Raw genomic sequence first — 24,395 nt, 5'->3', positions numbered from 1 at the left:
GATCGACTGCTTACGTGCTGCAGCGATTGTAGGTGTTTTTCCTACAAAGGAAAGCTGCAGTGCGGCGACGGCGGGCGCTGATTGCGGGCCGGATGTGCCGTCAAATCAAGCGGATAGCTGCGGGCGAGACCGGTCGAGAGGCCCATGTCCGCGGGTCGCTGTCATCGCAAGTTCAATGCGATGAACGTGCCGCACTCTCGGTACAGCGTATGCGTTTCGCGTATCTCTGCTGGCGCCGGAAATCCTCCAGCATGACCGGCGACGGATTCTGCAAACGCGTCGCCTCGCGCAGCAGCCGTCGTGCGTGCGTCATCGACACGCCCTGGTCGAGCAGGTTCGCGCATTCGAGAATGAAAAGCTGCTGCAGGCTCGATGAATCGATGTGGCGTGTGCGGCCTGAGCGTTCGCGCACGAGGTTCGAGCCATGACGTAGTGCGCGTTGCAGGGTTGCCGGTCGGCGCAGGCGGGAAAAAGACCAGACCAGGGCTTCGGCGCGGCGGCCGATGGTTTGCTGCAGCAGCGCGCGCTCGTTGCGTCGCATGGTGGCTGTGCGGAACGCGTTGGTGCCATAGATGCTGTGACACAGGCCGGCGCGCACCGTGTCGATCGGCGCATTCCACAGCAACAGAAGTCGTGCTGTGCCGATCAAGTGCTCCAGCAGGCTACGCTCGTTCGCGTGAGCGGTCTTGTCGGCACCGCGTGCCAGCAGCAGGTTGATTGCAGCCAGAGATCTGGCATCACGTGGCAGCTGCTGCCCGGGCAGCATGCCGGGGTGTCTCACTCACTGGCCTCGATGCCGCTCGTTACGCCTTCAGCCACTATTTTGCGCGTCTTGAAGACGAGCGAGATGCGCAGCGCGCCACAGTCGCGCGACAGCGGTCGTGCGCAGTGCGGCACGGCGCCGTGGAAGCTCACTACACGACCGGAGCGCGGGAAGACCGCGCGCGTGATGTCGGAGCGGTCCTTGTTGAAGAACACCAGCTCACCCGCCCAGTCGTGATGCCACTCTGAATGCATGTAGCATATCGTCGAGTAGTAGTTCAGATCTTCCGAGTCGGTGTGAACGTAGCCGTCCGTGCCATAGGTGTGCGCGTTGGCATAGACACGCACCGGCTCATGGCCGGCGAGCGGGCCCGCCTTGAGGATCTGCCAGAACTCCTGGATGGGCTTGAAGAACTCGTTGCCCATCAACTCTGCTTCGCAATTACCAGGCTTCTCGTTCTTGATGTTGCCGGCGAAGAAGACGTTCCAGTGCGCGTTCGGCGCTTGCCCCTTCTTCGCGTTGGACTTCCAGCCGTAGAACCAGATCGGTTCGCTGAAAAAGCCCGTCAGCTCTTCGTGTAATGCGGCAGGCATGGCGCCATCGATGACGCGCACGTCACCGAAGGCAAGGTCGTCGATTGCGAGTGTGGTCATGCGGGAATCCCGGATGCAGGAAAAAACGGGCGTGGCGCAAGCCACGCGTGCTCATGCTATCAGGATACGTCCAGCATGCGCTGCAGTGCGAGTTTCGCCAGCGGGGCCTCGTGTGCCGGCACCGTGATCTGGTTGACGACTTTGCCTTCGACCAGATTCTCCAGCGTCCAGGCCAGATGTTGCGGGTCGATGCGCTGCATCGTCGAGCACATGCACACCATGGGCGACATGAACTGCACGAGCTTGCCTTCGTGTTTAACCTCTTCTGCGAGGCGATTGACGAGATTCAGCTCGGTGCCGACCAGCCATTTTGTATTCGGCGCGGCGTCCTTGACGGTCTTGAGGATGTACTCGGTCGAGCCGACGAAATCAGACTGTTTGCAGACCTCGAAAGCTGACTCCGGATGCGATATGACAAAACCATCCGGGTGCTGGTTGCGCCACTTGATGATGTGAGCCGGCTGGAACATCTGGTGCACCGAGCAGTGGCCTTTCCACAGCAGCATCTTTGCTTTCTTGATCGCTTCCGGCGTGTGGCCGCCGTACTCCAGGTCCGGATCCCAGACGATCATGTCTTCGAGCGGGATACCCATCTTGTGGCCGGTCCAGCGGCCAAGATGCTGGTCGGGGAAGAACAGGATTTTCTCGCGCTGGGCAAAGCTCCAGTCGAGGATCTTCGGCGCATTCGACGAGGTGCAGACGATGCCGCCGTGTTCACCGCAGAAAGCTTTCAGGTCCGCCGCGGAATTGATATAGGTCACGGGCGTGATCAGTTCGTCGCAATTGCCCAGCACTTCCGTTAGTTCGCGCCAGCTGCGCTCGACCTTGGCGAGATTGGCCATGTCGGCCATCGAACAGCCTGCGGCCAGATCCGGGAGAATCGCGATCTGTTCGGGCTTGGACAGGATGTCCGCGACTTCCGCCATGAAATGCACGCCGCAGAACACGATGAATTCCGCATCGGTCTCGGAAGCGAGGCGCGACAACCGCAGCGAGTCGCCGGTCAGGTCGTGATGCTGGTAGACATCGGCGCGCTGGTAGTGATGCACCAGCAGGACGACGCGATCACCGAGTTTTGCCTTGGCCGCGCGAATGCGGTCATGGGCGTCTGCGTCCTTGAGGGCGTTGAAGTGATCGAAACTGATGGTGGCGGTCTGCATGATGACGAAGATGCTGGCTGAAAGAAGAAACGCAAGGGGGCCTGCGGAAGGCCTGGATTTTACTACCTGTCCGGGTCGGGCCGCGTGCTCAGGACTGCGTCCAGGGCAGCCCGGCATGCCGCCAGCCGCCAATATTGCCGCGATGGCTATTGACGTCCTTGTCGCCCTCAAAGCCTTCGAGCACGTTGTAGCAGGCAGAGTATCCAGCGCCGTTGGCCGCGACAGCCGCTGCGTGCGAGCGTGCGCCGCTGCGGCAGATGAACATCACCAGCGATTCCGGATCGACCTGATGCTTCAGTTGGGTGAGGAAGTTCTGATTGGGTTGATTACCAGGCCACGAGTTCCACTCGATCTCGGCTGCCTTGGGAATACGACCCACCCAGTCGAGCTCGGCGCGCGTGCGCACATCGACCAGCTTGGCGCCGGGGGCGAGCTCCCAGACGGTTTGCGCCTCGGCAGGGGTCAGGGCGCCCTCGTAAGGCAGATTGAGCTGACGGGCGCGGTCATGGGCGAGGTTCAGGGTGTCGGTGAGCTTTCCCATGGGGCGAGGCTGCTTTCACATTGAGGTGGTTCGGAAGGCCTTAAATTATGCGCCGCCGCGCTACCAAGGACAAACGCGCACCACTCACATGGCGCCGCGCACAAAAATAGTGCATTGATTTGGGGCTGCGCACTAATATAAAGCGTCGCTTATGCCCCGATTTGGCTTGCAGAGGGTTTTGAGGTCAGCCGGAAGGTTGTGCCCTTATGGCACAATGCCAGCCGCTCGCAGAGTGGCGGCGGCGCACGATGTGATGGCATGCAAAGTGCTTCCGATCCCGACGATAACCCGCCCCCGGTAAGTTATTTTGCTGCCGCAGCGGGCGCTTTGATGGCGTCCGTATGAAGGCGAATACATCAACTCTAATTCGGTTTAATACTCTAGGAGTCAGTCAATATGGCAGCTTCAGTTAAGGACGTGATGGATCTGGTCAAGGAAAACGACGTCAAGTTCGTCGATTTCCGTTTCACGGATACCCGCGGTAAAGAACAGCACGTCGGTGTGCCGATCAGCGCGTTCGACGAAGACAAGTTCACCGAAGGCCATGCTTTCGACGGTTCGTCCATCGCTGGCTGGAAGGGTATTCAGGCTTCGGACATGCAGCTGATGCCTGACCCGGCAACCGCTTTCATCGATCCGTTCTTTGACGAAACCACGCTGGTCCTGACCTGCGACGTCGTCGACCCAACCGACGGTAAGGGTTACGACCGCGACCCACGTTCCATCGCTAACCGCGCCGAGGCTTATCTGAAGTCCTCCGGTATCGGCGACACCGCGTACTTCGGTCCAGAGCCAGAGTTCTTCATCTTCGACGCAGTCGAGTGGAAGACCGACATGTCCGGTTCCTACGTCAAGATCACTGCAGAAGAGGGTGCATGGGCTTCCGACCAGAAGTTCGAAGGCGGTAACACCGGCCATCGTCCTGCCGTGAAGGGTGGTTACTTCCCGGTTCCTCCTGTTGATTCGTTCAACGACATGCGCGCACAGATGTGTCTGCTGCTGGAAGCCTGTGGCCTGCCAGTTGAAGTGCATCACCACGAAGTGGCGACGGCCGGTCAGAACGAAATCGGCACCAAGTTCAACACGCTGGTGCGTCGCGCTGACCAGACCCAGCTGCTGAAGTACATCGTTCACAACGTTGCTCACCAGTACGGCAAGACGGCTACCTTCATGCCGAAGCCTATCGTTGGCGACAATGGTTCGGGCATGCACGTTCACCAGTCCGTCTGGAAGGGCGGCAAGAATCTGTTCGCAGGCAATGGCTACGCAGGTCTGTCCGACTTCGCGCTGTACTACATCGGCGGCATCATCAAGCACGCCAAGGCGCTGAATGCCATCACCAACCCGCTGACCAACTCGTACAAGCGTCTGGTTCCGCACTACGAAGCACCGGTCAAGCTGGCGTACTCCGCCAAGAACCGTTCGGCTTCGATCCGCATTCCTTTCGTTCACAGCGACAAGGCACGCCGCGTTGAAGCCCGCTTCCCGGATCCGGGTGCAAACCCGTACCTGGCTTTCTCGGCACTGCTGATGGCCGGTCTGGATGGCGTTGCCAACAAGATCCATCCTGGCGATCCAGCCGACAAGAACCTGTACGATCTGCCGCCAGAAGAAGACGCGCTGATCCCGACCGTTTGCGCCAGCCTTGAAGAAGCGCTCGACGCGCTGAAGGCCGATCACGCTTTCCTGACGGTGGGTGGTGTGTTCAGCGAAGACTGGATCGAGTCTTACATCGCTCTGAAGATGGAAGATGTGAACCGTCTGCGCATGACGACGACGCCTGTCGAATTCGAGATGTACTACTCGGTTTGATCGCGACTTGACGTAATGCTGGTGCGGCATGCCGCACCGACAAGGAAAAGGACGGGAATTTCCCGTCCTTTTTTTGTCTACTGCATGGTCATACCGTGCGTTAATCGGCTTGGCCCTTTGTGTTTGCCCGCGCCGCGCCTACACTGGGCGGCCAATCTTCGATCTGGGTGGTGCATGAACCTCTCTCGTATCCTTGTTGTGTTGCTGATCGGTGTTGCAACCAGTGCAGCGCATGCCGACGTTTACAAGTGCGTCGAAGACGGCGGCCGCACGACGTATACCAATGACAAGCCGGCGCCGGGCGTAAAGGGATGCACGCTGTTGTCGCGTGATCAGCCTGTGAGCTCCGTGCCTGGGCCGAAGAAGTCGGCAACACCGACCCCTTCGACTTTCCCGCGCGTCGACGACGGCACGCAGAAGAGTCGAGACAATGACAGGCGCAAGATTCTCGAGCAGGAATTGTCCAGCGAAGAAGGGCTGCTGGCGACCGCCAAGAAAGATCTTGCCGAGCAGGAGTCGGTGCGCAACGGCGACGAGAAGAACTATCAGAAATTCCTCGATCGTGTTCAGCCCTATCGTGACAAGGTCAAGCAGCACGAGACCAACATCACCAAGCTCAAGACCGAGATCAATAACATCCGCTAGATGCGAAGCGGGCAGGTGCCATGCACCGTGCTTGAGCGTGCAATCGCTCAAGCAGGCCCTGCCTGAGTGCCTTGTTCGGGAGCGTCGGAGATAGCGCGGAGCGTTTGCTCCAACCGGGTGCGTGACATCCTTGACCAAGCGCTATGGCGCTCCCCATCTTGGCGCAATTCTTGCTCGCAATGAGGGAATATGACGCCATCCAATTCCGACCTCCCACGAGCGCATTTTGTCGAGCAGACGCAAGGTCTCGAATTGCTGTCGTCTGCCATCATCATGGTGGATAACTCGCTGACCGTTTGCTACATCAATCCCGCTGCGGAGAACCTGTTTGCTGTCGGCAATCGGCAGGCGCTTGGCAGGGCGCTTCTTCATCTCCTCGGGGAGGCGACAGGCATCAAGGCTGCCCTGGACAGCGCCTTGGCGCACAACTGGAGCTATACCGGGCAGAACGTTGTCATTCGACGCCCGCAACAGACGGCATTGCATCTCGATTGCACCGTCACGCCTGTCGAGCTGACGCCGGCCCGCCTGCTGCTGGAGTTCCGACCCATCGACGCGCAACTGCGCGTGGCGCGCGAAGAGCGTCTGATCGAGCAGCAGCAAGCCAATCGCGAGCTGATCCGCAACTTGGCGCACGAGATCAAGAATCCACTCGGCGGCATCCGCGGCTCGGCGCAATTACTGGAGCGCGAACTCGATGACCCCGAGTGGCGCGAATACACCCAGGTCATCATCGCCGAGGCAGATCGCCTGCAGGACCTGATGAATCGCCTGCTCAACTCGCACCGCATGATGCACCCCATGGTGTTGAACATCCATGACGTGCTGGAGCGAGTCTCGCGCCTCGTGCAGGCCGAGTTTCCCGATGTGAAGGTCAAGCGCGATTATGACGTCAGCTTGCCGCAGCTGACGGCTGACCGCGAGCAGCTGATACAGTCCGTCCTCAACATTGCGCGCAACGCTGCGCAGGCGATGGATGGCAAGGGTGAGATTGCTTTGCGCACGCGAGCGGCGCGTCAGGTGACACTCGCCAAGCGCCGTCACAAGTTGGCACTGGAATTGCAGGTGATCGATAACGGCCCCGGCATTCCCGACGACATCCGCGACAAGATTTTTTACCCGTTGGTATCGGGACGTGAAGGTGGCTCGGGTCTCGGGCTGTCCATTGCGCAGAGCTTCGTTGAACAACATCAGGGCACGATCGATCTTGAGAGCGTGCCCGGCAGAACCTGTTTCACCATCATGTTGCCGCTGACCCAGCCCAATCCTGGCTGAGCTGCGATCAAGGAGGCGCAGACCGTCCGACACGATGGCAAGTTTGAAATGTGATCGCAATTAAATTGCGGCGCCGACTACAAGAATGGATACCCCCTTATGAATCCTGTCTGGATTGTTGACGACGATAGATCCATCCGCTGGGTGCTTGAAAAAGCGCTGGCACGCGAGAACATCGCTTTCCGCAGCTTTTCCGCCGCGACAGAGGCGCTGGCTGTGCTGGAGACAAACGCCACGCCACCACAGGTGTTGATGTCAGACATCCACATGCCTGGCGAATCGGGCCTGGTGCTGCTGCAAAAAGCCAAGGAGCGTTACCCCCAACTGCCCGTCATCATCATGACGGCGTACACCGATCTGGATAGCGCGGTTGCTGCCTTCCAGGGTGGTGCATTCGAGTACCTGCCAAAGCCTTTCGATGTCGACCAGGCACTCGATCTCCTGCGTCGCGCGCTGGAAGAAAGCGAACACCATCCGAGCGCGGTGGAAGAGGTCACGGGCCTGCCGGAAATTCTCGGCCAAGCGCCTTCGATGCAGGAGGTTTTCCGCGCCATCGGTCGGCTCTCGCAATCGCATGCGACTGTGCTCATCAATGGCGAATCCGGTACCGGTAAGGAACTGGTTGCGCGCGCGCTCCATCGCCATAGTCCGCGCAAGGAAGGCCCGTTCGTGGCCATCAATACGGCGGCCATTCCGCGCGATCTGCTCGAGTCAGAACTGTTCGGTCATGAGCGCGGCTCGTTTACCGGCGCGACTGGTCAGCGGCGTGGCCGCTTCGAGCAAGCCGAGGGCGGTACGCTGTTCCTCGACGAAATCGGCGATATGCCGGCGGAATTGCAGACGCGCTTGCTGCGTGTACTTTCCGACAACCATTTCTATCGCGTTGGCGGCCATATGCCGGTCAAGGCGAATGTGCGCGTGATCGCAGCGACGCACCAGAACCTCGACCAGCGCGTGCGTGAAGGGCAGTTCCGTGAGGACTTGTTCCATCGCCTCAACGTGATTCGCCTGCGCTTACCACCGCTACGCGAACGTCATGAAGATGTGCCGATCCTGGCGCGCCACTTCCTCGCACAAAGTGCGCAGCAGCTGGGGGTCGAACCGAAGCGACTTGCCGAAGGGGCGGTGAAGTTCATCCAGACCCTGGATTTCCCCGGCAATGTGCGCCAGCTCGAGAATCTCTGTCACTGGCTGACGGTGATGGCGCCGGGGCAGATGGTAGACGTGGCTGACTTGCCCTCGGAGATCCGCGAGTCGACGCCGTCGGCTTCGGCGGCAGCACCGACGGGCGACTGGATCGCGGCACTCAATGCCGAGACGGATCGCTTGCTGGCCGACGCGCAAGGCGAGGTTTATGACCGCCTGATCCGTGAGTTCGAGAAGGCGTTGATCTTGCGGGCGCTGGCCTCGACGGGCGGACGGCGTGTCGAGGCGGCACAACTTCTGGGGATCGGGCGGAACACCATTACGCGCAAGATCCAGGAGCTGGGCATCGACGGCGGCAAGGACGACCACGACTGATTTTCTGCGTAGAACCGTCCAGACCTTTGTCGACTTCAGCTAGCCGTGCCTGAGCACTGCTCTTCGCTTCGTCTTCGCGGTCTGAACGGTTCTACCCAGAAATCGCACGACGTGGTGGGGCTCGCTGCTTCAATGCAAAGACCGCGCTGAAACCAATCGCCGTCCTCGCGCGTTAGACTGTGAGCGCATCAACGCCGATGCACCTTACCGTCCCGTTTCTTCATGCCGCAAAAAGCTTCTTCTTTCGACTTACGCCGTGTCCGTGACCTTCTGGGGCCACAGTCCGGGCGCTTTGACGTTGATCACGTCACCAGCTGTGATTCCACCAATACGCAATTGCTGACGCGTGCTGAACGCGGCTCGGGCGCCGGCACGGTACTGGTCGCCGATCAGCAGACGGCGGGGCGCGGGCGGCGCGGGCGGCAGTGGCAATCGGCGCCGGGCAGCAGCCTGACGTTTTCCCTGCTGTGGCGTTTTCCGCGCGAGCAACGGCTCGAAGGGCTCAGCCTGAGCGTGGGCATCGCCATCGTGCATGCTCTGAGCGACATGGGGATCCGCGAGTTGTCGCTCAAATGGCCAAACGACATCTGGCTGATGGGGCGCAAGCTGGGGGGCGTTTTGGTCGAGGTCGTGCATGGCACGCATGGCGACATGGCTACCGTCATCGGCATGGGCCTCAATCTGCAGCGCAATCCTGACTGGGATGAAAACCTGGGCGCCAGCTATGCCGCGCTTGTTGAGCTGAAGGAAGGGCTGACGCGTGAAGCTGTGCTGGCGGCCATCCTGCGCGAACTGCTGGCGGTACTGGACGTATTCGCGCGCGAAGGCTTCGCTGCGCTGGCCGACGAGTGGATGCGCTACCACGCGATGTTCGGCAGTGAAGTGTCGATCGAGCAGAGTGGCCTTGTGCGGCACGGGCGCTGCGGCGGTATCGACGCGCTGGGGCGTCTCGAAGTCGAGACTGCGGAAGGCAAGCTGCGCGTGTTTGGTGGCGAAGTCTCGTTGCGTCGCCGCGCTTGAGTCGTCCTCGGCAGATACACATCCGCCGCCGCACGACGTAACATCCGCCCATTCCAATTCAGCGCCCCTGCGGCGTCTGCCATGTACCTGTTCATCGACGCGGGCAATACGCGTATCAAATATGCCGGGCATGACGGCGCTGACTGGCTGTTTCACGACGCCGTGCCGAGCGATGCCTCTGCGCCGCTGAAGCTGCCGGCAGGCTTTGCGCCGCAACGCATTCTCGTCGTCAGCGTCGCAGATGCGATCTGCAATGCCTTCATTGAGGCGCAACTCGCATCCTGGGCGGAGTGCATCGAATGGTTTCGCTCGACACCCGAACGCTGCGGCTTGCGCAATGGTTATGAAGAGCCCACGCAGCTCGGGGCCGATCGCTGGGCAGGCGCCATCGCGGCCTGGCAGCATGTGAAAGGGGCTTGCCTGGTGGTCGCTGCGGGAACGGCGACCACCATCGATGTCATCACGGCGGACGGTGTGTTCGCAGGTGGTTGCATCGCGCCCGGGCTGGAGATGATGCGGCGCGCATTGGCCCGGGGAACTGCGGCCTTGCCGCTTGCTGCGGGTCATTTCGAGGCCTTGCCGCGTAATACCGCAGATGCGATTTTCTCTGGCTGTCTGAATGCGCAGCTGGGGTCCATCGCACGCATGCGCGGTCGCTTGCCGGACGATGCGCCGGTCTTGTTGACCGGTGGTGCAGCGCCTGCGTTGCGCGATGGCATCGACGGCAACGTGGTGGAGCTGCCGCGCCTCGTGCTCGAGGGTTTGTTGTGGACTGCGCGTAGTGAGCAAGGCGCCTGAGCGCCGCCCGCCTAGCGTCAGATCTCAGTCGTCATCCGTCGCCGGAACCCACTCGCTCGAGCGGCTGAATATCCACGAAATACCGAAGCCGGCCATCACGTTGTTCTGACGCCGGACCAGCGGGCTGCCATCGAAGACTGCGCCCTTGACCGTGCTCGCGCGCACGAAGGCGCCTACGTACATCGTGTCGAAGCGGCGTGACAGGCTGGTGGTGACTTGCCAGCCGCCATAGCCACCCTGCGGCGTGTATGCAGGGCGTGTTGGCGTCGCGTACTCGGTGGGCACTTCGTAGATGTAGCGGTAGTAGCTGGCGTTGGCGTAATACGGGCCTGTCTGCGCGCCGAATTCCCAGGTGCCCTTGGGCGTGATCGACAGATTGATCGCCGGCGTGAATACCATGCCGACGGCGCGCGGGTTGCCCGACACGGTGAAGGCCTGGCGTACCGGCAGGCGCAGGTCGAGCCGCGTTATGGCGCGAGCATCACCGATCAGGCGGATGATGGCTTGTGCGCCGAACTCCACCGTGGGCTTCAGGTCGGGCATGCCTGCGCGAGCGGAGTTGTCCTTGCTCTGTACGGGTGCGCCACCGCCGAGGCTGAATTCGATATCGAGGTGATCGGTATCGAGAAAACGGCCGCTCAGCCCAGTGCGATCGGCACGCAGGAACTCGCCGCGATAGACGAAGTAGGGCAGCGGGAAAAGGTAGTTGCTCTGGTGATCAGAGCCGCGATAGTCCGGCAGGCTGAAACCACCTACGCCGAGACCGAATTCCCAGAGCGGCAGCAGTTTGACTGGCAGTTGTTTCTCCGGCGTATTGCCGAGAATGGCGCCCAGCTTGCGGACCGGGGCGGCATCTTGCGTGGCTTCCGTCTTCACGGGCGCGGTATCTGTCTGGGCCTGGGCAGAGCTTGTGGCGACGCTCGTGCAAAGGGCTGCGAGGGCAAGTACGAGGGGATTCAAGGCAAAAGCGGAAAGCGCAGGCAGGCGCATGAGCAGGTCGGCGTCGGACAAAACGCGATTCTGTCATGCTTCCGCGCGAGCGGCCGTCTGCTTTGCGCTGAACGCCGCGCGGCAGCCTGGCCGACGCGCTCGCGCAACAAGGCTTGGAAGCTGCCGCGCCACGAAGGATAATCAGACCCCATGACAACCCTGCGCATCACTTTTTATCTGCTGGTGGCCATCAACCTCGTCTGCGTGGCCGTGATCGCGATGCCCTCGCTGGGACTGGAGTCGCCGTTTCTCGGTGCGACAGAGCCAGAGCGTGTAGCCAGCCAGGTCTTCCCGGAGAAGCTGCATGTCCTGAGCAGCAGCACCGAACCGCCGGGGACAATAGGGGCTGAAGTATCCGCGCCGCTGCTGGAGCCGGCGCAAGAGAGCGCACCGGTAGCGGAATCTGCGCCGGCCGCCGCCACCTCCTCTGCCGCGCCGGAAACGTCGGCACCCGTCGTTGCGGATTCGGGCGCGAGCCTGTGCGTGGCGTTCAAGAACCTGAACAGTACGCAGGCCCAGGCACTGGCGCAGCGCGCGCGTGGGGCAGGCAGCCAGCTGACGGTGCGCGAAGAGGCTGCTGCGCCGTCGTCGTACTGGGTCAATATCCCGCCACAAGGTGGCAAGCCCGGCGCGGATCGTCGTGCGGCGGAGCTCAAACAACTTGGGCTGGATGATTTCTTCATCGTGCAGGATGCCAATGAGAATCGCTTTGCGATTTCGCTCGGGCTGTTCCGTGCCGAAAGCCTGGCCCAGCGCCAACTCGAGACGTTGCAGAAAAAAGGCGTCAAAGGCGCAACGGTTACGGCGCGTGAAAACGCCAATGGTGCGCGCGTCGAGTTGATTGGCGTGAGCGCGCAGATCGAGCGGGTCGCGCGTGACGCCAGCGCTGACATCGCGGGCGCTGTGCGCGACACCTGCACGCCGGGCTGAGTGCCGCCATGACGACGATTACCACTGGCGTGCCAGTCTCTGCCAGAGCGCTGGTGATTGGTCTGACAGGTGGCATTGGCAGTGGCAAGAGCGCTGCAGCCGAATTGTTCGCCGGGCAAGGGGCAAGCATCGTCGACGCTGATGTCATCGCGCATGAGCTGACCGCCCCCGGCGGTGCAGCCATCCCGGCTTTGCGCGAAGCGTTTGGCGACGCCAGCATCAACGCCGCTGGCGCGCTCGACCGTGCCGCGATGCGTACGCTGATCTTTTCCGACCCAGCCGCCAAAACGAGGCTGGAAGCCATTCTCCATCCCTTGATCCGCAGTATCAGTGCCGAGCGCGTGGCGGCTGCGACGGGTCCCTACGTTGTCCTCGTCGTACCTTTGCTGATCGAATCCGGCCATTGGGCAGAGCGCTGTGATCGTATCGTTGTCGTCGATTGCCCGGAGGAGGTGCAGATTGCACGTGTCATGGCGCGCAGCAATCTGAGCGAGGCGCAGGTTCGCGCCATCATGGCGACCCAGGCCAGTCGCGCAACGCGTTGCGCTGCAGCGCAGGAAATCATTGACAATGCTGGGGATTTTGATAGTTTGCGAGCACAGGTTGATGCCCTGCATCAGCTCTACAAGCGGGGCTTCTCAAGCTTTCCCAGCTACCCCCAATAAAACCCATAGTCCAGGCCTGTGCGTTGATAACTTACGAATATCCTCTGAACGAGCGCATCCGTACGCTGCTGCGTCTGGAGGATCTTTTCGACAAGGCCCAGCACTTCGCCGTGGCCGACAACGGCTACGAGCATCACGCAGCGCTGATGTCGCTGTTCGAAATTCTGGAAGTCGCAGGCCGCGCTGATCTGAAAGTCGACCTGGTGCAGGAACTCGAGCGTCAGCGCCAGACCCTGCATGCTTTTCGCGACAATCCGCAGATTTCCGAAGAAGCCCTTTCGGGCGCGCTCTACGAGATCGAGCAGGCCAGCACGGCCTTGTTGTCGATGGCTGGCAAAGTCGGCCAGCACATCCGTGAAAGCGAATGGCTGATGGCGATCCGTTCGCGTGCGGCAATTCCCGGCGGCGTCTGCGAGTTCGACCTGCCGTCCTACCACTACTGGCTGCATCGCGATTCGGATCGTCGTCGCAAGGACATCCACGGCTGGTTGTCGCCGATGCTGCCGATCCGTGATGGCCTGACCATCGTGTTGCGCCTGTTGCGCGAGAGCGGTCGCCCTGAAATGCAGACGGCGCGTGCTGGTGCTTTCCAGATGATGATGAGCGGACGCTCGGCGCAGATGGTGCGCGTGCGCGTGCCGAAAGATGAAGGCTGCATCCCCGAGATCAGCGCCAACAAATATGCATTCAACATCCGTTTCGTGGTGCCGGAATTCCTGGCCCGGCCACGCGCCTTTGAAACGGATGTGCCTTTCGAACTGACCTTCTGCAACCTGTAGAAGACGTCGCGTGATTGCGCAAAGCCCCTTCATTTAAGGGCTATCTGCGTAATTTCAAGGGGCTTGAAAGCCTCATCCATATCCCCATTTTTGAACTGTGACGGCGCTCAAGAGAGGCTACACACTTCTATCGCTTGACTATGAGGATATTGAAAATGCGTTCATTTGATTTTGCTCCCCTGTATCGTTCCGCCATCGGTTTTGATCGCCTGGCACAGCTGGCCGATGCGGCCCTGCGCAGCGACAACCAGCCCAGCTACCCCCCTTACAACATCGAACTGGTCTCTGAAGATCAGTACCGCATCAGCATGGCCGTTGCCGGTTTCGAGAACAGCGAGCTGGAGATCGAATCCGTCGATGACACGCTCAAGATTGTTGGCCGCAAGCAGGGCAGCGAAGCGAACCGTGCCTATCTGCACCGCGGTATTGCCGCACGCGATTTCGAGCACCGCTTCAAGCTGGCCGATCATGTGCGCGTGACCAACGCTTCGCTCGAAAACGGCTTGCTCAACATCGAGCTGGTGCGTGAAGTACCGGAAGCGAAGAAGCCCCGCAAGATCGTCATCGGCGGCAGCACCGCGCCACAGCTGGTCGAGCGTCAGGCGGCCTGAACGAAGGCATTTGCGTGATGGCTGAGTGAGATTCGGTCATCCCGCCCTGCTCGAATAACCGCGTCTGCGCCGTGAGGCCGGGCGCGGTTTTGCTATTTGTCCTGCATGTTTGCCGCGGGGAAGCGCATGGCCGTCCAGGTCGGGGGCAGTTTTGCGTATTGCTTGTTGCTGGCCGCGATCGACTCGTCGTTGGTGATGAGCTTGCTGCCGGAGGCGCTCCGGGCGAGCCAGATATCCGAGCGGTTCTGCCGGTCGCCTGCCACGATGACGTGACTATCGAAAGTGCGTCGCGCAAAGTCCTCGCGGAGGGCGGCGCTCCTGATCCTGCCATGGCAATTCAGGCTTTCTTCGCGATAGCCCTCGGCAAACAGGGCGCTACATAGCTGCAACCACGCGTAGTCGACTTCGGCCTCGTCCTCCTGCGCCAGTGCGCCGAGGTCAGTGCTGCCGAGGTAGTTGTTGACCGCGGTTTCGAATGCCTTGGTCACGCCGCTGCCGTTCTTGTTCTGCCGGATCAGGTAAATGCCGCGGTAATACCAGCCGGCTCCGCTATCAGGAAAGGCTTGCAACCAGGTCTGCGTCAGTTCGCCAAGGGCGCGCATGTTCTGCGTACGGCCAAGTTGCCTCGCCTGCGCGATGTAGTGCTGGTTGGAGGAGAGGTGAGTTGCTTTGTTCTTGCGTTCGAGCCAACCGGGATGGCTGTCGAGGTAGGTGGCGTGCGTAGTGCCGGACTCACGCAGCAATTTGCCGACAGCGTTTTGCTGGCTGTCGGCCGGATAGCCGGCCAGGCTGACGGCAAGCGAAAAGCCTTTTTCGTCCGCACGTGATTCCTTCTCGCGGCTGAAACGGCTGAAGGCCAGTTGTTTCTGTTCGGGTGAGGCATCGCTCCTGCTCAGGATCGCCTCCGCTCGTGCACGTTGCAGGGCGTGACCGAGCAGGATGTGCGCGAACTCGTGGCCAAGCACCGAGGCGACTTCCCCCTCATTGTCCTGCAGGAACGTCAGTAGCTGCGCTTCGAATGCGACGGCAGGCAGGTCTGCACGCAGGTATCCGGCGAAAGCGTTCAGCTGCTTGCTGTCGCAGAGGAGCAGGACGGGCGACAGTTTCGCTGCCTGCGAGATGCGGGCATAGGCGGTGCGCAATGTCTGGATACCCGCCGGGCTGACTTTACCGGGGACGCTGCCCGGCTCCGCTGCAACGATGCCGCGCTGTGCCCCCACGAGCGCGCTGCGCAGATCGGGAATGGGCGGGCCGGCCACCTGCATGCAGGGGCTGCCGGCCGCCGTGGCATAGCTTGCCGTGAGTGTCAGCACGGCACCGGCCAACAGGTGGCGGAGCGCGCGGAGGGGAGCTGCCGGTCGTGTCATGGTGGCGTGTCTAGCGCACTGCGGGTTCGGGGCGCACATAGCGCGCCAATTCCGGCACGGCGCGGCCCATGGCTTCGGCCGCAATACGACCGAAGACGTAGGAACCTGCCGTATTGAAGTGCGTCTTGTCCGGGACGGTCTTGCCGTCCACGATCTTGGTCAGCCCGAGCGTGTTGCCTTGCTCTTCGCCGATCTGCTCGAGCTTGTCTATGCTCAGTTGCTGCAGATCAATCAGCGGTACGTTCTGCTCCTTCGCGATGCGGCGCACGATTTCGCTGTGCTCGGTCAGGTCGGAATGGATCTTTCCGTCCGGGCCGAAATAGCGGCGCGAGATGGGCGTCACCAGGATGGGGTGAATGCCCTGTTCGCGAGCGCGAGCGATGTAGTTACGCAGGTTGGCGGGGTATTCGGTCTTGATATCCGTTTCGCGATCGGCATGGGCCGCGCTCTGCAGATCATTGTGGCCGAACTGGATCAGCATCCAGTCGGGCTTTGGCGAGAGAGCCTTGCTCCAGTAGCCGTCGCGCAGATAGGTCTTGGTGCTGGCGCCACCTTTGGCGCGATTGACGCATTCGACCTCGCGCGTGAGATTGGCGCAGAAACCTAGGCCGTAGCCCTGATTGTCTGTTTGCGTCGAGTCGCCGACCAGGGTGATGATGGGCTTGTGTGGGGTCTCCTTGCCTGGGCTGCTGCTACATGCGCTTAGTGCTGCGCCGACCGCTGCCAATGCCAGGAGTCCCGGCCATGCCTGTTTCATGCTTCGTCCTCGGGGTGTGAGGCGCCAAGCTTACCTTTGCCACGGATCGTAGGTGCCGAAATTCCACAGGTGGCCTTCCGGGTCACGGCAGCTGAAGCCGCGACCGCCGTAGTCTTCGTCCTTGATGTCGATGACGATTTCTGCACCAGCTGCCAGGGCTTGCGCATGGACGAGGTCGGCGTTGGCAACCACGACATACGCTGATTGCGTTTCCGCTCCGCCGATCTCGTCGGGCTGCTTGATCAGCCCTCCCCATTCCGAGCCGTTCTGCACGGAGCCAAGCATGATCATGCCGTTGCCGAAACTCAGCTGCGCGTGAGCGATGCTGCCGTCCGCATTCGGATAGACGGCGTGTTTTTCGAAACCAAAGGCGCCGCACAGCCATTCGATCATCGCCGCTGCATTCCGATAACGTAGGCAGGGGATCAGCGTGGCGCGCGTGTTCCTTGCATTGGCAGACATGGCATCTCCTTGATTCGAGCGGCGGACGGGGTGGCGCCGCGGTTTGCAGGGTACCGCGGGTGGACGATCCTGGCGCATGGCCATACGGAGGCAACAAGTGTGCAATCGGCGAGTCATCCCGCAATGACGGGGCTTTTAGCGCAAGCTTTGTTTGACAGCCCTGTGCCCGGAACCTAGCATGAGGCGTCTTCGCTTCCCGGTGCCAATGGGCTTGCGCGCGGCTAGGTATGAACCTGCGTGCAATATCCAGTCAGCACACTGTACGCGAAGCGTGTCGCGACTCTCCCAAGCCCGGCTTGCGGCGCGACCCGGCTGCGAATACCCCAGCTCAACCAACCCGATTTCGCCAGACCTCCAGGTGCTCATGCTTTCTCGTTATTGCCTTTTCATTGCCTTGTTGTTGCCGTTGCAGGTCTTTGCCCAAGCCGTGGGCAAGATCACTTTCACCGAGGGGAAGGTGCGCGTACTTCGCGGCGCTTCCACGCTGGTCGGAGCCCAGGGGGCGGTGGTGGAGGTGACGGACATCGTCGAAACCGCGAAACCCGGCTTTGCGCTGGTCGAGTTTTCAGACGGCACCGTGATTGCTCTGGGGGACGCGACGCGCGTGATGTTGTCGCGCCAGACGGGCAAGACGAACAATCCGGAAGTGCTGTTGCTCGATGGCTGGCTGAAAGTGCAGGCGCGCGACGCGGCTGACTATGGCGTCACCAGTCTCATGCAGGCGTCTACGCTGAAGACGGCGAGCCTGATCATGCATGGCACGAAGACCAGTGGTGAGGTGTTTGTCGAATCGGGTGCTGCCAATGTCGGCACGACCGACAAGCAAGGGCGTGCTTCGGGCTTGTCGGCCGCCAAGGCGGGCCAGTTCGTGATGCGTTCGGCCGACAAGCCTGCGACATCGCAGCCGCGGCCGTCGGAGGCATTCCTGGCATCGATGCCGGGTGCTTTCAAGGATGCGCTGCCGGCGCGTCTCGAGCGATTCAAGGACCGCAGCGTTGAGGCCAAATCGACGGGGCCGGTCAGCTATGAAGACGTTGCCGACTGGCTGACGGCTGCGCCTGCCTGGCGAACGGGTTTTGTGAGGCGTTTCGAGTCGCGCCTGTCAGATTCGGCCTTCCGCCAGCAACTCGATGCGCATCTGAAAAGCCATCCGGAATGGGACAAGATCCTGCATCCGCCCAAAGCCGCTAACTGACGCCTGCAACTATTAAATCAACTCCACACAAGAACGGGGCTGCAACGTGAAACTGATCGTCAAATTCAATCTCGCCTTGAGCGTAGTCTTCATCATCGGGCTGAGCATCGCCGGCTTCGTATCGCACGAAGTCTTGCAGCGCAATGCGCGGGAAGAAATCCTGCAGAACGCGCGCATCATGATGCAAGGCGCGTTGGCTGTGCGTGGTTATACGAGCGCGCAGATCAAGCCTTTGCTCGACACGCAGATGAAGTATGAATTCCTGCCGCAATCGGTATCGGCCTATGCCGCCAACGCTTACTTCACCGAGCTGCGCAAACAGTACCCGGAGTACTCCTACAAGGAAGCCACGCTGAATCCGACCAATCTGAGCGATCGCGCGACAGACTGGGAGGCGGACATCGTCAACAACTTCCGCAACAACAGCGGCCAGGAAACAGCCAAGGAAATCATCGGCGATCGTGAAACGCCTGCTGGCCGCAATCTGTACCTCGCACGTCCGCTGCAGATCAAGGATCCACGCTGCCTGACCTGCCATAGCACGGCTGATGCTGCGCCGAAGTCGATGATCGACAAGTACGGCAGCGCCAACGGCTTCGGCTGGAATCTCAACGAGGTTGTGGGCGCGCAGATCGTCTCGGTGCCGATGGACGTACCGGTGCAACGCGCCTGGAATACCTTCAAGGTGTTCATGGGCTTGCTGATCGCGCTGGGCGCCTTCATCTTCCTGCTGCTCAATGTGTTGCTGATCACATTGGTCGTGCGCCCGGTGAACAAGCTCGCCGGTCTCGCTGATAAGGTCAGTCTGGGCGACATGAATGCCGAAGAATTCAACACCGGTGGCCGCGACGAAATCGCGACGCTGGCCGAGTCCTTCAGCCGCATGCGCAAGAGTCTGGTTCACGCATTGAAGATGCTCGAAGGCTAAGTAACAGGAAGTACTGATCGACCATGGCTGACATCAAGAAACTGGGTAAGTACGAGATCACTGGCGTCCTCGGCAAGGGCGGCATGGGTACCGTCTACCAAGGGGTCGATCCCGTCATCGAACGCACGGTCGCCCTCAAGACCATCCGCAAGGAGCTGCTTGAGGACGGCCAGGGCGAGGGCATGGTCGAGCGCTTCAAGAACGAGGCGCGCGCCGCCGGGCGTCTCAATCACCCAGGCATCGTGGCCATCTACGACTATGGCGAAGACGAGGACGTGTCCTTCATCGCCATGGAGTACGTTGCCGGTTGCGGGCTCAACGAGTTCCTGCGCGAGCACAACAAGAAGATTCCGCTGGGCGACATCATCAGCATCATGCTGCAGCTACTGGCTGCACTGGATTACGCGCACGAGCAGGGCGTCACGCACCGCGACATCAAGGCGGCCAACCTGCTCATCACCAGCGATGGCAAGGTCAAGATCACCGACTTCGGCATTGCCCGGCTCGACACTTCGAACCTAACCATGGTCGGCTCCATCATCGGCACGCCGAATTCGATGGCGCCGGAGCAGTTCATGGGTCTGCTGGCGGATCGCCGCTCCGACGTGTTCTCGGCAGGCGTCGTGTTCTACGAGATGCTGACCGGTCAGCGCCCCTTCGTTGGCAATATGGAGAGCATGGCCTCCAAGGTCTGCTACGAAGTCGAGGCGCCGCCTTCATCGATCAATCCCGAGTTGCCGCTAGCCTTCGACGCTGTTTCGGCAAAATCGCTGACCAAGCTGCCGGAGGACCGTTTCCAGACGGCGCACAAATTCAGCGAGGCCATCAAGCGGGCGCACGAAACGACCTTCCTGAGCCCGGCCAGCATGACCGTCTCGGACCAGACGGTGGTGCTCACCGCGCAAGCCGTGCAGGCCAATATGGCCGCGATGCGGGCGCGGGCAGAGCGCGTAGCGGCCAGCCGCCCCGGTGGCCAGCAGCAGACCAGCGCGCCGGCAACCGGCACGCAGTCGATGATCACCAACTGGCACGAGAACACCTTGCGCGATGTGGAGCGCCAGCTGGCTGCGCACATCGGGCCGATGGCCAAGATCATCGTGCGCAAGGCGGCGTCATCGACGGCCGATGTGCACGAGCTCTACACCATGCTTGCCAACAACCTGGATTCCGAAGGTGCGCGGCGTGAATTCCTTGGCGGCATCACGCGTCTCGGCGTCACGCCAGCGCCTACTGCCTCGGGCGTGATGGCAGGGAGCGCTGCCGCCGGCACACGCGTGCTTACCAACACCAAGCTGGCAGGCAATATCGAGCCGCTCTCGCAGCAGACGATCGACACTGCGTCGAAGCAACTCGCGAAGTACATCGGCCCGATTGCGGGCGTCATGGTCAAGAAAGCCGCGCGCCAGGCGACCAGCCTGCAGGTCTTCTACGCCTTGCTGGCCGACAACATCAGCAACCTCGACGAGCGCCACAAGTTCCTCAAGGAAGTCGGCCCGCACTGACATCCGGGGTCCGGCGCAGGCTGCGTCGTGTGTCCCACAAAGCCAGCGCAAATAGCGCGCAGGGCAACCACACCCACAACAATTCCGACATCAGCACGCGCGCTCCGCGCGTGGTGAACAGCCCGGCTGCGCCGATCGGCGACACCTCGATCACCTGATACGGCGCGAAGAAGCGCTCGGCCGAAAACGGCCACAGGAACGCGATGCCGCGACCGCCGTTGGTGAAGCTGTCGAGCACGCCGTGCGAAGCCATCGCCACGAACAGGAAGAGCAATGCCGTCAGTGGCCGGCTGCGCAAGGTTCGCCAGGCCAAAGCGCCGAATGTCGCGACCAGCAATGCAAAGACGAGCGAATGACTGAAGCCGCGATGGCCCAGCTCCGAGCCGTAGGCGATCCCGAAGTGAAACGAGATCACATCCAGGTCCGGCACGATGGAAGCGACCGCGCCGGCCAGCAGCAGGCGCGGTGAAATCACGCCAGTGCCCAGCCCGATGCCGATCGCCAGCGGCACGGCAGGATGCGTGAGGATGGTGGGCATCGCCGCTCAGCCCTGCTTGTCCGGCACTCCGCGAGCACAGCGCTCGCATATGCAGGACAGGTTTCTCTGCGCGGCGGGAATCCGCGCGAGCACGGCTGGATCGATCTTCTGCTCGCGACACCAGCAAGGCACATCGAAGCTGCCGCTTTGTGCCACGGCACAGCCGTTCGGGCCACCGCAAAGCGGGCACGCGTGGTTCTGCTTCGGTTGTGTGGGTGCCGATCCGTCGGTGTTCATGCTGCTGAAGAGGGTGGAGGCGCCCACCTGACGAAGGCGCGTACATTCATCGAGAAGAAACCCAGGTTGGCAATGATCATGGCGTAGCTGTGTGCCCAGATGCCGATTGCCGTCCAGCAAAGATTGCCCAGCATCATGACCACGAAACCTTTCCTGCTCTTGTTGCCAAGCAAGTAGATCGCAGTAAAGGTCAGGCACATCGCCAGCCAGTCGATACCGAAATACGAAGTCATTTACTCTCCCGTACGGGTGCTCTGCTGGCGCACATGCATTCGTGTTCAGTCGCCACCGCAGCCGCCTCCGCAACTGCTGTCGCCACCTCCGCCGTCCGACGAGTCCGAGCTGTCGAACGAGTCGAACCCGTCAATGCCTCCGTCGATACTCGTGTCGCTGAAGTCTCCGGCGCAGTAGATGGGTGTTGCGCTGTCTCCGCTGACAGACTGACGCTTGAGCCCCTGGCAATTCGCCTCATATTGAAACCCGCCGACGATGGCCAGTTTGGCGTCAAGCGCGAAGAGCAAGGGCAGGCGCGTGGGGTTTGTCGGGTTGATCAGCTCGTCACGACACGCATGCAACCAGCATCGCCTTAGCCCTGCATTGCCCTGCTTGCTCGAGCGCAACGCTACAGCAGGTGTGTGATGAAGAAAGCCTCCGAAGGCCTTGCGGCAAAACTGCTGATAGTTTCGCGTATAGAGAATGAACTCATGCCACAGGTCATCGGCAACCTGTGACGGCATCGAGACGTATTGTCGGCCACCTTTCAGGTAGGCCAGAAAGAACTGCCGTAGCCCTTTGCTGACAAGCTGGCAGTCCTTCAGCGTCAGTTGCGGGTGATGCTTTTGCAGGCGTTCAAACAGGCCATGAGGCAGCGTGAAACTACGGATGTATTCGGCCCTGCGTGCGGCGCGCAGACGTAGCCACAGGACAATCGATGCGATGCTGAATGCAGCGGAAACAACGATCAGCGCTGGTGCCATGGTGTCCCTTGTTTTTCTTGCAACGGTGGTCGCTTACTTCTTCACCAGCTCGACACGCCGGTTCTTCGCCCGACCTTCCTCGCTGCGGTTGTCCGCAATCGGTTTCTCCTGCCCGAAGCCCGCAGCGGACAGGCGCTTGGCATCGATGCCCGCCGCTGCGATGGCGTTCATCACGCTCTTCGCGCGGTTCTCGGACAGGGTCTTGTTCGCCGCAGGCTGGCCGACGTTGTCGGTGTGGCCTTCGATGGCGATCTTCAAGGAAGGAGCGGTCTTCAGCATCGCAACGATTTCTTTCACCGTCGCCTGGCCGTCGGCTTTCAGGTCTGCCTTGCCGGTATCGAAGTTGATGTAGAGCGCGATGAAGCCGTTCTTGTTGAGCTCGTCGAGCAGCTTGTTCGCCGTCACGACCTGCTGCATGGCTGCGATTTCAACCACCTGTAGCGTGTAGCTCTGTGTCGGCGCGCTGAAGATGCCGGGCTCGATGCGTACCCACACTTCCTTGCCGCCTGTCGTGACTTTCAGTGTGACTTCGCCACCGTCGCCATCGCGTGGCAGGCGTTCGTACACGACCTCGCCGCCGATGGACTTGATCGCATTTTCGTAGTTGCGGATTACCTGGAGCGCGCTTGGCTGTTTCTCGATGCTGTTATGGAAATACAGGATGCTGGTCGTATCGCCTTCAATGGCTTTGCGCTGTGGCTGGCCGTTCTTCGGGGCGCCGACGGTGAATTCGACCGAGTTGAAATTGTGTGCGTACTCGACGATGCGTGAGTCGGGGTAGCGCGTGAGGAGCGGGTGGTCTTTCGATTTGGGCACGTCCTGCGCGGCGGCTGGGGCGATCATCAAGCTGACTGAGCACAGCACCAGGGCGAGTGCGGCAAAGCGGCGCTGCAGATTCTTCATGGTTTCCATGGGTTCCTCCTGTCGCGGTGGGCGAGGCGGCTTAAGCGGGCTTCAGGTACCAATCTTCATTGTGCCGACCTCTGTGGAACGATAGCGTAGCTTCGCTGTCCAGAGGAAGTCCGATGGCATGTCGCCAGCATGCCGTCGCTGCAGCAGACCGCGATTGCCGTACGCAGAAGCCCGGGTAGCAGGCCGGGCAGGGCGTGTCGCAGAATGCTTGCAGAGCAGCGGCTGGTCGTACCGCCCGGGCTTGCCCACCCGGCGGCGCAGGAGGAAACTAGCCAAAACTCATCGGGCCTGATCCTGCTTGTGCGGGATTGCAGCAGCGACAGGGGGTGCGGCATGAAGCGAGTGACGCTCTACAGCAGTTCCGGCCGGTCGCGTGCGACCGCGGGTTCTGCGCAGGCAACAGGTTCGCGGGGTGGGGCGCATGCGCCTGCCAGCCCGACCGCTCCATCGCCCGAGCCACCGGAATCGCGGGCCGCTGCGGCCAATCCCGCCGATCCTTCTCTTGTTCCCTCCCCCTCCCCGCGCAAGACACGCCGCCTGTCCGCGCTGTATCACCGTCATCCAACGATTTCCCTGCTGACCCTGAGTGCCGTGATCGCCCTGTGCGTGGTGCTGGCGCATGCGCACTGGACGCCCGCGCCGCAGCTGCTGACGCAGGGCGATATCGATACCGCCGTGCGGCGTTCGCTGGAGAAGAAGCCACTGCCCTCGAATGCCGCGCGGGCGTACGAGAAGGTTCGTCCCTCGGTCGTGCGTGTCCGCGGTTACGCGCGCGGCAAGAACCCCAAGACCGGTGAGGTGGGCGAGTTCGAGCGCGGTGTCGGTACGGGCGTGGTGGTGGTGGACAAGGGGCTCATCCTGACCAATCTGCACGTGGTGTCCGGCAATGAGCGCATCAACCTCGTCTTCGCCGATGGCACTGAGTCCGACGCGATTGTCGTAGGCCTGCAACCGCAGCATGACCTCGCCGTACTGCAGGCGAAGACGGTTCCAGACGATCTGGTTGCGGCCACGCTCAGATCGACGGCCGATCTCAAGCCCGGTGACGACGTCGTCGCTGTCGGCTTCCCCTTCGGCTTCGGTCCGTCGGCCTCGGCCGGCGTCATCTCCGGACTCAAGCGCGAATTCCGCACGCCCAAGGGCGAGCGTCCGCTGAGCAACCTGATCCAGTTCGATGCGGCGGCCAATCCGGGTAATTCCGGTGGGCCGCTGGTGAATCTGCGGGGCGAGGTCGTCGGCATCGTCACGGCCATCCTGAACCCGCACAACGAGGGCTTCTTTGTCGGGCTGGGTTTCGCCGTACCGATCGAGGAGGCAGCGGGCGCCGTGGGGGTTTCACCGTTCTAGCTTGTGGGTA

The 24,395-nt window shown here is 61.4% G+C and carries 27 protein-coding genes; 14 read left to right on the top strand and 13 right to left on the bottom strand.

What is annotated here, in order from left to right; all coding sequences use genetic code 11:
- Window positions 1-172: 172 nt before the first annotated feature.
- The 4 genes from VVD49_RS01550 to VVD49_RS01535 form a co-directional block, all read right to left on the bottom strand.
- Window positions 173-781 (bottom strand): DUF6817 domain-containing protein, encoded by a 609-nt coding sequence (locus tag VVD49_RS01550; protein WP_327597365.1) that lies wholly within the window; start codon window positions 779-781, stop codon window positions 173-175.
- Complete coding sequence (locus tag VVD49_RS01545; protein ID WP_327597364.1) at window positions 778-1,416, bottom strand: 2OG-Fe(II) oxygenase; 639 nt, start codon at window positions 1,414-1,416, stop codon at window positions 778-780. The genes VVD49_RS01550 and VVD49_RS01545 overlap by 4 nt, the downstream gene beginning before the upstream one ends.
- A 59-nt stretch (window positions 1,417-1,475) precedes the next feature.
- Window positions 1,476-2,576, bottom strand: coding sequence for a quinolinate synthase NadA (nadA, locus tag VVD49_RS01540; protein WP_327597363.1), 1,101 nt, complete (start codon window positions 2,574-2,576; stop codon window positions 1,476-1,478).
- 88 nt (window positions 2,577-2,664) lie between these two features.
- The gene (locus VVD49_RS01535; RefSeq protein ID WP_327597362.1) at window positions 2,665-3,117 is read right to left on the bottom strand and encodes a rhodanese-like domain-containing protein; all 453 of its coding nucleotides are present in this window, start codon (window positions 3,115-3,117) and stop codon (window positions 2,665-2,667) included.
- A 396-nt stretch (window positions 3,118-3,513) separates the two neighbouring features.
- Here VVD49_RS01535 and glnA point away from each other — a divergent pair, with 396 nt between their 5' ends.
- The 6 genes from glnA (at window position 3,514) to VVD49_RS01505 (ending at window position 10,188) form a co-directional block, all read left to right on the top strand.
- Complete coding sequence (glnA, locus tag VVD49_RS01530) at window positions 3,514-4,929, top strand: type I glutamate--ammonia ligase (RefSeq protein WP_327597361.1); 1,416 nt, start codon at window positions 3,514-3,516, stop codon at window positions 4,927-4,929.
- Between the two features lie 174 nt (window positions 4,930-5,103).
- Window positions 5,104-5,574 carry a DUF4124 domain-containing protein gene (locus VVD49_RS01525; protein WP_327597360.1) on the top strand — a complete coding sequence of 157 codons (471 nt, stop codon included), beginning with the start codon at window positions 5,104-5,106 and terminating at the stop codon, window positions 5,572-5,574.
- A 189-nt stretch (window positions 5,575-5,763) separates the two neighbouring features.
- Window positions 5,764-6,849, top strand: a complete 1,086-nt coding sequence (gene glnL, locus VVD49_RS01520; RefSeq protein WP_327597359.1) for a nitrogen regulation protein NR(II) — start codon at window positions 5,764-5,766, stop codon at window positions 6,847-6,849.
- A 99-nt stretch (window positions 6,850-6,948) separates the two neighbouring features.
- Window positions 6,949-8,370, top strand: coding sequence for a nitrogen regulation protein NR(I) (gene ntrC / locus VVD49_RS01515; protein ID WP_327597358.1), 1,422 nt, complete (start codon window positions 6,949-6,951; stop codon window positions 8,368-8,370).
- Window positions 8,371-8,592: 222 nt separating this feature from the next.
- Window positions 8,593-9,390: a biotin--[acetyl-CoA-carboxylase] ligase gene (locus tag VVD49_RS01510; RefSeq protein WP_327597357.1), complete on the top strand. Its 798-nt coding sequence runs from the start codon at window positions 8,593-8,595 to the stop codon at window positions 9,388-9,390.
- An 81-nt stretch (window positions 9,391-9,471) separates the two neighbouring features.
- Window positions 9,472-10,188: a type III pantothenate kinase gene (locus tag VVD49_RS01505; protein WP_327597356.1), complete on the top strand. Its 717-nt coding sequence runs from the start codon at window positions 9,472-9,474 to the stop codon at window positions 10,186-10,188.
- Window positions 10,189-10,212: 24 nt separating this feature from the next.
- Here the strand turns inward: VVD49_RS01505 and VVD49_RS01500 are convergent, their stop codons facing one another.
- On the bottom strand, window positions 10,213-11,199 hold the full coding sequence (locus VVD49_RS01500; RefSeq protein ID WP_327597355.1) for a MipA/OmpV family protein: 987 nt from the start codon (window positions 11,197-11,199) through the stop codon (window positions 10,213-10,215).
- 129 nt (window positions 11,200-11,328) lie between these two features.
- Here VVD49_RS01500 and VVD49_RS01495 point away from each other — a divergent pair, with 129 nt between their 5' ends.
- From VVD49_RS01495 to VVD49_RS01480, 4 genes are all read left to right on the top strand, one after another.
- On the top strand, window positions 11,329-12,108 hold the full coding sequence (locus VVD49_RS01495; RefSeq protein ID WP_327597354.1) for an SPOR domain-containing protein: 780 nt from the start codon (window positions 11,329-11,331) through the stop codon (window positions 12,106-12,108).
- 8 nt (window positions 12,109-12,116) lie between these two features.
- Window positions 12,117-12,773, top strand: a complete 657-nt coding sequence (coaE, locus tag VVD49_RS01490; protein WP_327597353.1) for a dephospho-CoA kinase — start codon at window positions 12,117-12,119, stop codon at window positions 12,771-12,773.
- Between the two features lie 23 nt (window positions 12,774-12,796).
- Window positions 12,797-13,552: a cell division protein ZapD gene (gene zapD / locus VVD49_RS01485; RefSeq protein WP_327597352.1), complete on the top strand. Its 756-nt coding sequence runs from the start codon at window positions 12,797-12,799 to the stop codon at window positions 13,550-13,552.
- 155 nt (window positions 13,553-13,707) lie between these two features.
- Window positions 13,708-14,163 (top strand): Hsp20 family protein, encoded by a 456-nt coding sequence (locus VVD49_RS01480; RefSeq protein WP_327597351.1) that lies wholly within the window; start codon window positions 13,708-13,710, stop codon window positions 14,161-14,163.
- A gap of 92 nt (window positions 14,164-14,255) precedes the next feature.
- Here the strand turns inward: VVD49_RS01480 and VVD49_RS01475 are convergent, their stop codons facing one another.
- From VVD49_RS01475 to VVD49_RS01465, 3 genes are read right to left on the bottom strand one after another with little or no spacing between them, the layout of a single operon-like run.
- Window positions 14,256-15,530 carry a M48 family metalloprotease gene (locus VVD49_RS01475; RefSeq protein ID WP_327597350.1) on the bottom strand — a complete coding sequence of 425 codons (1,275 nt, stop codon included), beginning with the start codon at window positions 15,528-15,530 and terminating at the stop codon, window positions 14,256-14,258.
- A gap of 10 nt (window positions 15,531-15,540) precedes the next feature.
- Window positions 15,541-16,287: a rhamnogalacturonan acetylesterase gene (locus VVD49_RS01470; protein ID WP_327597349.1), complete on the bottom strand. Its 747-nt coding sequence runs from the start codon at window positions 16,285-16,287 to the stop codon at window positions 15,541-15,543.
- Window positions 16,288-16,317: 30 nt separating this feature from the next.
- The gene (locus tag VVD49_RS01465; protein WP_327597348.1) at window positions 16,318-16,749 is read right to left on the bottom strand and encodes a VOC family protein; all 432 of its coding nucleotides are present in this window, start codon (window positions 16,747-16,749) and stop codon (window positions 16,318-16,320) included.
- A gap of 364 nt (window positions 16,750-17,113) precedes the next feature.
- Between VVD49_RS01465 and VVD49_RS01460 the strand changes: the two genes are divergently transcribed.
- From VVD49_RS01460 to VVD49_RS01450, 3 genes are read left to right on the top strand one after another with little or no spacing between them, the layout of a single operon-like run.
- Window positions 17,114-17,944 carry a FecR family protein gene (locus VVD49_RS01460; RefSeq protein ID WP_327597347.1) on the top strand — a complete coding sequence of 277 codons (831 nt, stop codon included), beginning with the start codon at window positions 17,114-17,116 and terminating at the stop codon, window positions 17,942-17,944.
- 46 nt (window positions 17,945-17,990) lie between these two features.
- Window positions 17,991-18,872, top strand: a complete 882-nt coding sequence (locus tag VVD49_RS01455; protein WP_327597346.1) for a c-type heme family protein — start codon at window positions 17,991-17,993, stop codon at window positions 18,870-18,872.
- Window positions 18,873-18,895: 23 nt separating this feature from the next.
- Window positions 18,896-20,374, top strand: a complete 1,479-nt coding sequence (locus VVD49_RS01450; RefSeq protein WP_327597345.1) for a serine/threonine protein kinase — start codon at window positions 18,896-18,898, stop codon at window positions 20,372-20,374.
- On the opposite strand, the gene VVD49_RS01445 is transcribed toward VVD49_RS01450, so the two are convergent.
- Genes VVD49_RS01445 through VVD49_RS01430 form a run of 5 tightly spaced genes read right to left on the bottom strand, consistent with a single transcriptional unit; the run spans window position 20,352 to window position 23,038 of the window.
- Window positions 20,352-20,912 carry a metal-dependent hydrolase gene (locus VVD49_RS01445; protein WP_327597344.1) on the bottom strand — a complete coding sequence of 187 codons (561 nt, stop codon included), beginning with the start codon at window positions 20,910-20,912 and terminating at the stop codon, window positions 20,352-20,354. The two genes, VVD49_RS01450 and VVD49_RS01445, sit on opposite strands and share 23 nt — an antisense overlap.
- Window positions 20,913-20,918: 6 nt before the next feature.
- Entirely contained in the window at window positions 20,919-21,149 is a 231-nt protein-coding gene (locus tag VVD49_RS21785; RefSeq protein ID WP_416384877.1) for a cysteine-rich CWC family protein, read from the bottom strand.
- Window positions 21,146-21,382 (bottom strand): hypothetical protein, encoded by a 237-nt coding sequence (locus VVD49_RS01440; RefSeq protein ID WP_327597343.1) that lies wholly within the window; start codon window positions 21,380-21,382, stop codon window positions 21,146-21,148. Before VVD49_RS01440 ends, VVD49_RS21785 begins: the two co-directional genes overlap by 4 nt.
- 45 nt (window positions 21,383-21,427) lie before the next feature.
- Window positions 21,428-22,126 (bottom strand): glycine-rich domain-containing protein, encoded by a 699-nt coding sequence (locus VVD49_RS01435; protein WP_327597342.1) that lies wholly within the window; start codon window positions 22,124-22,126, stop codon window positions 21,428-21,430.
- 33 nt (window positions 22,127-22,159) lie between these two features.
- Window positions 22,160-23,038 carry an OmpA family protein gene (locus VVD49_RS01430; protein WP_327597341.1) on the bottom strand — a complete coding sequence of 293 codons (879 nt, stop codon included), beginning with the start codon at window positions 23,036-23,038 and terminating at the stop codon, window positions 22,160-22,162.
- A gap of 333 nt (window positions 23,039-23,371) precedes the next feature.
- On the opposite strand from VVD49_RS01430, the gene VVD49_RS01425 reads away from it, so the two are divergent.
- Window positions 23,372-24,385: a trypsin-like peptidase domain-containing protein gene (locus VVD49_RS01425; RefSeq protein ID WP_327597340.1), complete on the top strand. Its 1,014-nt coding sequence runs from the start codon at window positions 23,372-23,374 to the stop codon at window positions 24,383-24,385.
- Window positions 24,386-24,395: the final 10 nt, after the last annotated feature.

The sequence above is a fragment of the Uliginosibacterium silvisoli genome (assembly GCF_036017035.1).
Lineage (GTDB): Bacteria > Pseudomonadota > Gammaproteobacteria > Burkholderiales > Rhodocyclaceae > Viridibacterium > Viridibacterium silvisoli.
The sequence above is the reverse complement of the archived record's forward strand: the minus strand, read 5'-3'. Positions and strand labels throughout refer to the sequence as shown.